The following is a 12,477-nucleotide window of genomic DNA, read 5'->3' as shown; positions in this document are numbered from 1 at the left end:
TTCGACAGCTATTTTTCCCGGACTTTTTGAACATCCTATTATACATACAATAGACCCTGTTCAGCAGATTAAAACAGGGCCCTTAATATATACTTCTTTCCTTAAAAACGGGCATATCGGCTAATATTAAGTAAAACGCCAATTGAAACGAGCATTAGCGTAAGTGATGACCCTCCATAGCTTAAAAACGGAAGAGTAATCCCTGTTACCGGCATAATACCGGTTACCACAGCGATATTTATCATCACCTGTATGGCAATCATGCCGATTATCCCAATTGCCAGCAAACTCCCATATAAATCTGGAGCGCCCATAGCAATTCGGATTCCCCGCCATAATAACAGACAAAATAATAATAAAACAAATGTTGCTCCAATGAAACCTAATTCCTCAGAAATAATAGCAAAAATAAAATCCGTTTGCGGTTCAGGAAGATACTGGAACTTTTGACGGCTCTGACCCAGTCCAAATCCCAGTAAACCGCCGGGACCGATAGCATAAAGCGACTGAATGATTTGAAATCCGCTTCCAAGCGGATCCGACCATGGATCTAAAAAAGAAGTAATCCGCTTAATCCGATAGGGTGCAGAGATAACCAATCCTGCAAATCCGGCCACACCAATAAGCCCCATGTACACAAAGTGCTTGATGCGTGCCCCGGCGGTAAAGATCATCATCACGCATGTGCCGACCAATACGGTACCTGTCCCTAAATCGGGTTGAAGCATGATAAGTCCAAAAGCTAAAAAGACTAAAGATAATGATGGCAATAATCCTTTTGTAAGGCTTGTCACATATTTTTGCCTTTCGGAAAGATACTTAGATAAAAAAGCGATTAATGCCATTTTCGTAAATTCCGAGGGTTGAATGGAAAAAGCGCCAATTCCGAGCCAACTGCTGGCACCGCCCCTGACCAAACCCACTCCTGGAATCAAGACGGCGATTAACAGCAGGAAGCAAATGAGCAATGCAACTTTTGCCCACGAACGCCACGTCCAATAATGAATATTCATGACGAAAAACATGGCGATAACCCCTATGACGGCAAACAATAATTGCCGTTTAGCGAAGTAAAAGGCATCATCAAATTTATACGAGGCCCATACTGCGCTGGCGCTGTAAACCATTATCAAGCCGATAGATAATAAAACTAAGGTGACAGCTATAAGCAGAAAATCTGGTGCTGCTTTGGATTTTGGCATATCAAAACACACCTCGATCAAGTTGAATAACAATCCCTACTTAAGCATATGCACCCGTTTTATAAACATGTCCCCTCTTTGTTCAAAAGTAGCAAATTGATCCCAACTTGCGCAAGCCGGGGAAAGCAATATAATATCACCGGAAGATGAAAGGTCATATGCACTAGGAACAGCTTCTTCAACATTATCGACGATTTTAACGTTTTTAACCCCGGCAGCTGAAGCAGCTTCGCTTATTTTGTTTTTTGTTTCACCAAAAGTAACGACAGCCTTGACGTTTGTTAAGGCAGGTATCAAATCATCAAAGCCGTTCCCCCGGTCAAGGCCGCCCGCTAATAGAATAACAGGTTCCTTAAAAGCGCCCAGTGCTTTCTTTGTCGCCAAAATATTAGTTGCCTTAGAATCATTAAAGAAACGGCGCCCATTTAATTCTTTAACAAACTCAAGCCGGTGGCGTACACCTGAGAAAGTCGTTAAGACCTGGCGTAGATACTCATTGCTTACTTTATATACTTTTGCTGCTGCAATCGCGGCTAAAGCATTCTCAATGTTGTGAAGCCCCGGCATTGCCATCTCTTCCTTGGAAAGAATTTTTTCATCATTGTAGCATAAATAACCTTGATCAAAATAGGCGCCATCTTTAATAACCCCTGAAAATGAGAATGGTACTTTTTGAGCTTTAACATCTTTTATTAAAGCTGAAATTCGTTTATCATCCGCATTATATACAACCACATCATTCTCGGTTTGGTTTTTAGCCAGCCTTGCTTTAGCCCGTCCATACTCTTCTATCGTTCCATGATAGTCCAAATGCGCTTCAAACAAGTTAAGAAAAACGGAAACGCGAGGATGAAATTCATCTATTCCTAAAAGCTGAAAACTCGATAGTTCCGCTATAATCACTTGCTCCGGTGTCGCATTTTGAGCAACTTCCGATAAAACCGTTCCAATGTTGCCGGCAACAATCGGCTCATAGCGGCTTCCCTTCATCATTTCCCCAAGGAGCATTGTTGTCGTTGTTTTCCCGTTTGAACCTGTAATCCCGATAAATTCGGCCTCTGAAATTTGATAGGCTAATTCGACCTCGGTTATAACAGGAATATTGAGTCTGAGTGCTTTCTCTATTAATGGATTGCTATATGGGATTCCGGGATTTTTAACAACTGTAAATACATTTTCTGAAACGAGATGTTCAGGGTGCCCGCCGTCAACAACATGAATACCCAAAGCAGTTAACTCTTTAGCATGTGCATCATCCTTAAGCGAAGAACGATCATTAATCGTGACTTTGGCTCCTAAGCGGTGCAAAAGCTTTGCAGCCGTATAGCCGCTTTTAGCCATACCAAGAACAAGTACTTGTTGATTTCTATATTTATCAATATTTTTCATACTACAGCCACACCTTTAACAGAATTGCAATGACAGCAAATATTAAACCAACCAACCAAAACGTTGTGACAATCCGCCACTCGGACCATCCGGACAATTCATAATGGTGATGCAGAGGACTCATTTTAAAAATACGTTTGCCGGTTGTTTTAAAGAAAAACACTTGCAGCATAACAGATAATGTTTCAATAACAAATATGCCGCCGATAATAATCAGTAAAAGTTCAGCTTTTGTCAGAATGGCGACTCCCGCCAATGCACCGCCGAGAGCCAAGGAGCCGGTATCACCCATAAATACCTTTGCTGGGTGGGCATTAAAGATTAAAAAGCCTAATAATGCGCCTGCGACAGCTGCTGAAAACAGAGCAACATCAATATCAACATGGTTATAGGCAATAATCGCATATGCGCCAAATGCAATAGCACCCGTCCCTGTTAACAAGCCGTCCATACCATCAGTAAGGTTCGTGCCGTTAGATGTACCCAACAGCATAATAATTACGAGCACTATGTATGCCCAATGCAAGTTAAAGCTGATATGTGTACCAGGAATATTAATGCTGGTCGAAAAATGCGTTTGAATTAATACAATGAAAAAAACGACGGCTACAATTAATTGCCCAATTAATTTTTGCTTTGAATTCAGCCCTAAATTTCTCTTCATAACAACCTTAATAAAGTCGTCCAGAAATCCAATCAAAGCATAACCTAATGTAACAAATAAAAGCAAATAAGTATCTGTCGTCATTAAATGATATTTAATAGCGACAATGACTGTAGAAATAATAATGGCAAGCACGATAATAATGCCGCCCATTGTAGGTGTTCCCGCTTTTTTCTGATGGCTTTTGGGCCCTTCCTCACGAATATATTGTCCAAACTTTAATATTCGAAGCATAGGAATAAACAAAGGCGCAAATACTAACGAAATCAAAAATGCTAAAGCCATGCTGAATAATATAACAAATGTCATTGTGACCCGCCTCCTTCTATGCTTCCAATTGTTCTACAAGCGACTCCAGCTGAGCGGCTCGAGATGCTTTTATTAATATGACTGTTTCTTTACCTAACAAAGATTCTATTAATGGAACTGCTTGTATTTTTTCATCAAAAGTATGAATTGAAAATAATTGTGAATGATTTTTGCCTGCTTCATCAGCAATCCATTTAGCCTTAGGGCCTATTGTAATTAAATCGGTGATTGGATCTGTGACAACTTGAGCCACTTGCCGATGGAGATTTTCCTCATCAGGGCCAAGCTCATACATATCACCCAAAACAACTACCCTGCGCTTATAATCCGGCAACGCTTTTATCGTCTCAATCGCCGCTGCCATCGATGTCGGACTGGCATTATAGGAATCATTAATCAGCATTGTATCTTTGCGCCCTTTAACAGTTTCAAGCCGCATGCCTGTGACTTGCAGCTGATCAAACCCTTTTTGTGCCGTTTGCTCATCAATATTCATACATTTTGCAACCGCCAGGGCATAAGCGGCATTTTTAACATTATGCCTTCCTAACAGCGGAATATGATAAATCATGTCTTCACCATTTATTGTGAAAGTATACCCCTTAATATGGGCTTTAACATCACCTATTTTCAGACCATTATCATCACCATAACCGCAAGTTGCCTTTTGTATTTCATCGAAATGAAATGAACGAAGAAGCGGTTCGTCTCCGTCAATAATCAACATACCGCCGGGCTTCATTCCGTCGACGATTTCCATTTTCGCTTTAGCGATCCCCTCCCGGCTGCCCAGGAATTCAATATGCGACTCACCAATATTTGTGATAACGGCAATATCAGGCTCGGCAATCCGGCTGAGTAAAGAAATTTCGCCAAAATGGTTCATGCCCATTTCTAAAATGATAGCTTCACAATCAGCTGGGCTTGCCAAAATTGTTAACGGCATGCCGATATGATTATTAAAGTTGCCAATTGTCTTATGTGTTTTATATTTGGTGCTGACAACACTTTCGATAATGTCTTTTGTTGTCGTTTTTCCATTACTCCCCGTGACGGCGATAACCTTTGGCTTTCTTTCTTTTAGAACAAGTTTCGCCATTGTTTGCATAGCATCTAACGTATCTTCAACATAGAAAATCGGGAAGTCCGCGGGTACGCCTTCAGGTAACAGCTTGCCCTTCATCCATAATGTTGCAACAGCACCCGCTTCAATCGCCTTCGTTAAAAATTGATGGCCGTCAAAACGTTCCCCTGCTATAGGTACAAACAGTCCCTGTTCCGTGTTCTTTCGGCTATCGGTAAAAACATGAAGGTCTTTTAAATGATCTGCCTTCCCAGTAAAACTGACCGCGGCTTTTTTTATGACGCTAATATTAACACTCATGCTTCGTAACGCTCCTTTATCGCTTCCAAAGCTACTTTTCGATCATCAAAATCGATTTTGTCCGTACCAAGGATTTGATATGTCTCATGCCCCTTGCCGGCGATTAATATAATATCATGATCCCGTGCTTCCCGCACGGCATAATAAATCGCTTCTTTCCGGTCAACGATTTTTTTATAGGATTCGCCTGTAACACCTGCTTCCATATCAGCAAAAATCTGTTCCGGATCTTCGGTTCTCGGATTATCTGACGTAAAAATTGCTAAATCACTATATTTAACAGCCGTTTGGGCCATTACCGGTCTTTTTGTCTTATCTCGGTCACCGCCGCAGCCGGCTATTGTAATGATTCGGCCTTGAGCAAATTCCTTAATCGTTAATAGGGCATTTTCCAAACTGTCCGCAGTATGAGAATAATCAACAATCACAGTAAAATTTTGCCCGCCGCGGACAGCCTCAAACCTTCCTGACACACCTTCAACTCTATTTACTGCCTCAATCATCGTTTCAACAGGTATTTTTTTCAAGTAACCTGCCGATAAAGCGGCTAAAACATTATATATATTAAACTTGCCTATCAAATTCATATGAACAGGCCAACGGTTATTTTTTATAACTAACTCAAAGGCTGTACCTGTGTTCGTAATCCGGATATTTTCCGCTTTTAAATCAGCATGACTATCGATGCCGTAAGTAATAACAGGGGCAGCTGTCATATGTTTTAACGTTTCAGTGGCCGGATCGTCCTGATTTAATACAGCCGCCTTTAAACGATTTCTATCATATGTATTACCTAACTGTGAAAAAAGAAGGCTTTTTGCATAAAGATAATCCTTCATTGTTTCGTGGTAATCCAAATGATCTTGCGTTAAATTTGTAAATACCGCGATGTCGAAATCAATGCCGCGAACTCTTCCTTGGTGGAGAGCATGGGAGGACACTTCCATAACAGCTGACTGAACACCATCATCAAGCATCGTACGGAATTCTTTTTGTAATAGAAAAGACTCTGGTGTTGTATTAACAACAGGAATGTCTTTATCATTATATTTAATTCCCATTGTACCAATGAGACCGGTTGATAACCCGGCATGATCCTGAATGGCTTTTACAAGATGTGTAACAGTTGTCTTACCATTTGTACCTGTAACGCCAATCATATGAAGCTTACGGCTTGGCTGACCATAAAAATAATCAGAAATAACGGCCAACGCCCGGCGGGTATCGGAAACATAAATGACGGGCACGTTTACTTTAATTGGTTTCTCGGCAACAATTGCGGCAGCTCCTGATTTCTCTGCACCTTCAGCAAATTGATGCCCGTCTAATTGTGTACCGCTGATACAGAAAAACAACGTGCCGGATTGAACTTTTCTTGAATCAATTTCAAGCTTCTCAATGTCAGGATCACTTTCCCCCGACAATGTATAATCAATTAATGGCTCCAAGCACTGCGATAATTTCATAAACTCACATCCTATATTTCTAATTCAGTTCGTGTTCAAAAATGTTTTTATGTTTTTTTGAACTTCATCTTTCATTTCGTGTTCAAAAAGGAGGACAAACAGGGCAGACACTGGCTAAAATCGTCACGTCCATGTGACAACGCCAGTACTAGCACGTCCTGTGCGTCGGAAGTTCGAGGCACGGAAGCCGCGAGGATCGGAGCGACGAGCAAAGCTTCACGAACTACTGCGAGTTGCGACGAGAAATAGCTATACTTCTCTGAGTATTCAACGGCGCAGGAGCATAGTTCATCTTTGAATTGCCCGATACGTGAGAACCGGAGCGGCGACGTAACGAAGAAATTCGACAGTCATGTTTCCCGGACTTTTTGAACTTCATCTTTCAGAAAAAGAAGCCAAGGCTTAAGCACTTGGCTATATCAAACAATATCCATTGACTATTTTAATCATCTTTTTGCTTTTTGTCACCTAGATATATTCTAATTGTCGATCCTGCTTTAACTTTTACTCCCGGTTTCGGTGATTGCATGACGATCTTATCACCTTTTCCAGCGGCATCAACTTTTATATCAGTCAGATAACTTTGGATATCCTTTTTATTAAGGCCAACCAGGTTAGGAACCTTAATCGACGGCTGATCGTTCCAGTTCAGTTTCTTTTCCATGCCGCCGGTTTGTTTTTTGACTCCCATTGCTTCTAAGCTGTTGCTAATAATTTTTCCTGCAATGGGAGCCGCAACGGTTCCGCCGAATTGAATCGTATCTTTCGGATGATCGACAGCAACATAGACAACAATCTGCGGATCATTAGCGGGGGCAAAGCCCATAAATGATAAAATGTAATTATTTTTCATATAGCGGCCATTTTTTACTTTTTGGGCGGTCCCTGTTTTTCCTCCGATTCTATACCCCTCCACATAAGCAGGACGGCCGGTTCCTTTTGCGACAACACTTTCAAGAGCGTACCGGACTTCTTTCGATGTCGCTTCTGAAATGACCCGCCGTTTGAGCTGCGGGGTATTTTGGGTAATCACCTTTCCTGTATCAGGATCTGTCCATGCCTTTGCTATATACGGCTGGTAAAGGTAACCGCCGTTAATCGCTGCGGAAACAGCAGCTACCTGCTGGATAGGCGTAACAGAAACGCCTTGTCCAAAAGCTGTTGTTGCCAGCTCAAGAGGACCAATTTTATTTGGTTTAAATAATATTCCTTTTGCCTCACCTTGTAAGTCAATACCTGTTTTTTGGCCAAATCCAAATTTATCTATATATGAAAATAACCGTTTTTTTCCGAGACGTTCCCCAAGCTCTACGAATCCAGGGTTGCATGAATTCTGTACCACTTCCATAAATGTTTCACTGCCGTGACCGCCCCGTTTCCAACAATGCAGCTTTGTACCGGCAACTGATATGTAGCCGGGATCATTAAAATGATCTTTTTTGAGATTAACAAGATTCTCTTGAAGAGCCGCAGCCAAGGTAATAACCTTAAAAGTTGATCCAGGTTCATAGGTTTTCCATATCGGTAAATTATGATTGTATATGTCCGGCGATACATTTTTATAATTTTCCGGGTTAAAATCAGGTTTTGATGCCATCCCCAAAATCTCACCGGTATTTGGATTCATAGCAATAGCTATTTCGCCTTCTGGATGGTATTTTTGCTCAGCATTATCCAGTTCCCTTTCGATAATAGACTGAACTCTGGAATCAATCGTCAGCATAAGATTGTCCCCATCTTTCGGGGGAATATATTTATCCTTTAAGCTGGACATGCGGTTGCCTTGGGCATCAGAGTAAAAGGCGACATGACCTTTTTCACCCTTTAAAGTGTTATCATAGTAGGCTTCTAATCCAATTAATCCCTGATTATCAATTCCTGCGAACCCGAGAACATGAGACAAATATTTCCCTTTAGGGTAATGTCTCTTGAAATCTTCGGCTATAAACACGCCGGGAAGGCGCAAATTTTTGACCTCGGCAGCCTTTTCATTACTTATTTTTCTTCCTTCCGGCGTAATTCGGACGATCGATTCTCTTTTAGTAATATCTTGATAAGCTTGTTTTTCCGACATACTTAAAACCGATGAAAGCGCCTTGGCCGTTTTCATAGGATTACGAATTTGCTTAGGTACAACCAGAACTGATGGCCGGCTGACATTGGTGGCTAAAATCTTTCCATTACGATCGACAATATCACCGCGCTCTGCCTCATAGGGTATTTGCCGGCTCCAGGAATCTAATGCTTTCTTGGAAAGCTCCCCATTCTTAAAAAATTGTACATAAGCTAATCGAACGATAAATAAGCCAAAAACAAAGATACCGATGATGAGGACAAACACTAACCGTTTTCGTACAGTGACATTCGATACACGCACATCGGTCCCCTCCTATTCCAATGCTTGTTTAACTATATGCATAGAATAGGAGGGATAGAACAAGCCCTAAAAGACCTTTAATTTTCCGAAGACTTCTTTGATTTATGTTTATCCGATGTGTCACCTTGCGGCATTTGTTCAAATTTTAAAATCAAATTATCCCCTTCTTTGACCGTTGATCCAGCGGCAGGTTTTTGCTCAGTAACATAACCGTTGCCAAGCATATTCGGCTTCATTAATAAAACATCTGCTAATTTTAATGCATCTGCCATCGACCATCCCGATAAATCAGGCATTTTAAGCTGGCCTTCTCCGACTAATATCACCTTGCTGCCTTTCATTAGCTTAGTTCCTGAGAAAGGTGTTTGCTTTGTCACATTACCCTTGCCAATTGTAACAACATCCAAGCCTTTTGCCTTTAACTTACTTGCTGCCCCGTCTATCGGCTCGCCGACAACGTCATCTAATTTAACTGATTGATCATTTGCTGTTGCTTTTTCTGATTGGCTTGCAGTATCCTTACCCGGTTCAATATCACGGTACTGCAATCCATTACTCATTACAGGGTTAAAAATATCGGCAATTGGTTCGTCACCGTTTTCTGTCGGTTTGAGATGCGGACGATCAACCGCCACATAGACAAGCAGCTTTGGATCTTTCTCGGGCGCCATACCTAAGAATGAGAAAATATAGTTATCCTTGCCGACTAGATACTTACCATTCTCGGCAATTTGCGCAGTCCCTGTTTTCCCTATAACATCATAGCCTTTTATGTTATAAGGATGTCCCGTACCATACTTGCCTGTGACAACAGTTCTTAGTAATTTCCTTTCCTTTTCAGCCGTATCTTTAGTAATTGGCCGTCCAACAATCTCAGGTTTGTGGTCAATCACCGTCTTATGTTTGTTTGGATCTTCAACTTTATCAATGACATAAGGCTTCATCATTTTACCGTCATTTGCAATAGCGGTTGCAGCTTGGACAATTTGTATAGCTGTAAAGGCAGATGATTGACCAAATGATGTCTCAACTTGGTTGGCTTTTTGGCTCCAGTCCATAAGGCTGTTACCTTCATTTGGCAAATCAATCCCAGTCTTTTTGTCAAATCCAAACCGCTTGAGATAGTCATGAAGTCTATCAGTACCAAGTACTTTATCAGCTAAAATTGAAAAAGCGACATTTGATGAGCGTTCCAAGCCTTCGTTAAAGGTAATTCTTCCCCAGCCTGATTGATTCCAGTCGTGTATTGTTACACCGCCAACTTTATATGACCCTGATTCATATGTTGCATTGCCGTTATAAACACCTTCATTTATTGCTGCTGCGAGAGTGAAAATTTTCATGACAGAGCCGGGTTCATAAGGCGGTGAAATAGCAAAGTTTGTATAGTTTTTAATGCTGTTGCTATTAGGATTAAAGCTTGGGCGGTCAGACATCGCCAAGATTTTTCCTGTTTTTGGATCAGCAGCAATCGCAATCATTCTTTTTGGTTTATATTCTTTTTCCACTTTATTCATGGTATTGTCCATGATCGATTGAATTCTATTATCTATCGTTAAATAAACATTGTCGCCATCATGCGGTTTCTTCATATGTTGTTTAGCATCGGGCATAATGACACCATCGCGTGCACCGTAATAACTGATTACGCCATCCTGCTCAGTTAAGTACTTATTTAGGGACTTTTCAATCCCAAGCACCCCTTGCTGTTTACCGGTGTCGGGATTTTCCCGGGTCGTCCCGATGACTTGGGATGCAAATTCTCCGTTTGGATAATACCTTTTGGAGTCCGTAATAAAACCAAGCCCAGGTAAATGAAGCTTTTCAATTTGTTTCTTTTTATTATATGAAAGTTTTGTTCCTGAAGAGCCAAATTGAACTTGAAAGGCACTTTTTTTGTTTAATATTTTTAAAATATCGTCCTTGCTCATATCCAAAATTGGTGCGAGTTCACTTGCGGTTTTGTCTTTATCCTTTACATATGAAGGGGCATTATGGCTTAATACAGCGTAAAGTGTATAAGCAGGAATATCTTCGGCCAGAGGCTGCCCGTTTCTTCCATAAATGTTCCCCCTGTGGGCATCAACAACCTTGACATGTTTCCATTGTTTTTCTCCAAGATTAACCAGTTTATGTCCGGCACTTTCCTTACCTACCGCTAAGTAAGTAAAACGTCCTATAACAATACAAAAGAGCAGCAAGAAGGCTGAAGCGACAATTGCTGCCCATTTGTTTATTGATTTATTTTTCCGTTGCATATTTAACCACTCACAATGTTATGGAAGTACTTTCACGTTTTTTATGTTTAATTTAAGACCAAGTTTATCTTTTGCATAGGCCATAATTCTTTCAGGTGAACTTAGCTGGCTGACTTGTTCTTTAAGCTGATTGTTAATTTTCGACTGCTGGTCAATTTTACCTTGTAAATCACTCGCAGCACGCGTTGTGGTATATAATTTCGCTTGATTTGAAACAATTGTGATGGCAAGAGCGAAAATAAGAAATGCCGCCATTGTCCAAAGACATTTTTCCCCTTTTGTAATTTTTCTTTTGTCGGAAACCCTTTGTACAGATTGTTGATCGTTTCGCTCGCGCTGTACGACATGGTCAGTTTGATTTAAATTTCTCGCAGCTTGATTCAATCCTTATTCCCCCATTCTAAGATATTTTTATTTTTTCAGCGATACGAAGTTTGGCTGAACGCGCTCTTCGATTCCCGCTGACTTCTTCGTCACTCGGCAGAACCGGTTTTCGTTTTACTAATTTTAATATTGGTTGCTTTTCTTCCGGAATAACCGGCAAGCCCGGAGGCAAATCCGGAGTTTCGCTGTAGCTTTTAAAAATATTTTTGCAAATCCGGTCTTCTAAAGAATGGAATGTAATAACCGATAAGCGTCCGCCTAATCCCACTAAGCTGACAGCTTGATGAAGCGATTCTTCAAAGGCTGATAACTCATCATTAACTGTAATTCTCAACGCTTGAAAGACCCTTTTTGCTGGATGCCCTCCTTTCCTTCTCGCCGGGGCGGGAATAGCGTCTTTAATGATTTCAACAAGCTCCCCGGTAGTATGTATTGGTTGCTTCTGACGCACACTTTCAATCTTCCTTGCAATTTGTTTAGAAAACTTTTCTTCCCCATATTTGAAAAAGATATGAACTATATCTTGATATGGCCAGTGATTAACAATGTCATAAGCAGTCAATGTTTGGCTGGTGTTCATCCTCATATCAAGCGGCCCGTTATGTTGATAACTAAATCCCCGTTCCGCTTCATCAAATTGAGGTGATGATACACCTAAATCATATAAAACACCATCTACCGAAGACACATGACATTTATTTAATTCAGTTTTTAAATATCGGAAATTCGACTTAATAAAAGTGACTTTATCCTTGTAGATACTTAGCCGTTTTTTGGCAGCCTCTATAGCATAGTTGTCCTGATCAAATGAATACAAATGACCGGATGTCAGTTTCTTTAAAATTTCTTCACTATGTCCGCCACCTCCTAAAGTGCAATCTACATAAACACCGTCCGGCTTGATATTCAAGCCAATGGTAGCTTCTTGCTTTAATACTGTTACATGATCAAACATGACGTTGTCCTTTCCTTAAAAGGTTGTTCAAACACAATTTAATCCTGTTCTAAAACCAGGGCCAAAAAGGCTCAGATAAAAGGTTTACC

At 40.8% G+C, this 12,477-nt stretch carries 9 protein-coding genes; all 9 read right to left on the bottom strand.

What is annotated here, in order from left to right; all coding sequences use genetic code 11:
* Nucleotides 1-101: 101 nt before the first annotated feature.
* Complete coding sequence (gene spoVE, locus ACFQRG_RS05640) at nt 102-1,202, bottom strand: stage V sporulation protein E (RefSeq protein ID WP_380964594.1); 1,101 nt, start codon at nt 1,200-1,202, stop codon at nt 102-104.
* A 36-nt stretch (nt 1,203-1,238) separates the two neighbouring features.
* Nucleotides 1,239-2,591, bottom strand: coding sequence for a UDP-N-acetylmuramoyl-L-alanine--D-glutamate ligase (gene murD, locus ACFQRG_RS05635; RefSeq protein WP_380964592.1), 1,353 nt, complete (start codon nt 2,589-2,591; stop codon nt 1,239-1,241).
* 1 nt (nt 2,592) lies between these two features.
* Nucleotides 2,593-3,564, bottom strand: a complete 972-nt coding sequence (mraY, locus tag ACFQRG_RS05630; protein WP_380964590.1) for a phospho-N-acetylmuramoyl-pentapeptide-transferase — start codon at nt 3,562-3,564, stop codon at nt 2,593-2,595.
* A 16-nt stretch (nt 3,565-3,580) separates the two neighbouring features.
* Nucleotides 3,581-4,948: a UDP-N-acetylmuramoyl-tripeptide--D-alanyl-D-alanine ligase gene (locus ACFQRG_RS05625; RefSeq protein WP_380964588.1), complete on the bottom strand. Its 1,368-nt coding sequence runs from the start codon at nt 4,946-4,948 to the stop codon at nt 3,581-3,583.
* On the bottom strand, nt 4,945-6,414 hold the full coding sequence (locus ACFQRG_RS05620; protein WP_380964586.1) for a UDP-N-acetylmuramoyl-L-alanyl-D-glutamate--2,6-diaminopimelate ligase: 1,470 nt from the start codon (nt 6,412-6,414) through the stop codon (nt 4,945-4,947). Before ACFQRG_RS05620 ends, ACFQRG_RS05625 begins: the two co-directional genes overlap by 4 nt.
* Before the next feature lie 442 nt (nt 6,415-6,856).
* Nucleotides 6,857-8,791 carry a stage V sporulation protein D gene (locus ACFQRG_RS05615; protein WP_380964584.1) on the bottom strand — a complete coding sequence of 645 codons (1,935 nt, stop codon included), beginning with the start codon at nt 8,789-8,791 and terminating at the stop codon, nt 6,857-6,859.
* A gap of 77 nt (nt 8,792-8,868) precedes the next feature.
* Nucleotides 8,869-11,049 (bottom strand): penicillin-binding transpeptidase domain-containing protein, encoded by a 2,181-nt coding sequence (locus ACFQRG_RS05610; protein WP_380964582.1) that lies wholly within the window; start codon nt 11,047-11,049, stop codon nt 8,869-8,871.
* Between the two features lie 18 nt (nt 11,050-11,067).
* Complete coding sequence (ftsL, locus tag ACFQRG_RS05605) at nt 11,068-11,433, bottom strand: cell division protein FtsL (RefSeq protein WP_380964580.1); 366 nt, start codon at nt 11,431-11,433, stop codon at nt 11,068-11,070.
* A 16-nt stretch (nt 11,434-11,449) separates the two neighbouring features.
* Nucleotides 11,450-12,388: a 16S rRNA (cytosine(1402)-N(4))-methyltransferase RsmH gene (gene rsmH, locus ACFQRG_RS05600; RefSeq protein WP_380964578.1), complete on the bottom strand. Its 939-nt coding sequence runs from the start codon at nt 12,386-12,388 to the stop codon at nt 11,450-11,452.
* Nucleotides 12,389-12,477: the final 89 nt, after the last annotated feature.

Source organism: Scopulibacillus cellulosilyticus (assembly GCF_042665295.1).
Taxonomy (GTDB): Bacteria; Bacillota; Bacilli; order Bacillales; family Sporolactobacillaceae; genus Scopulibacillus_A; species Scopulibacillus_A cellulosilyticus.
This window is presented reverse-complemented; position numbering and strand designations above follow the sequence as displayed.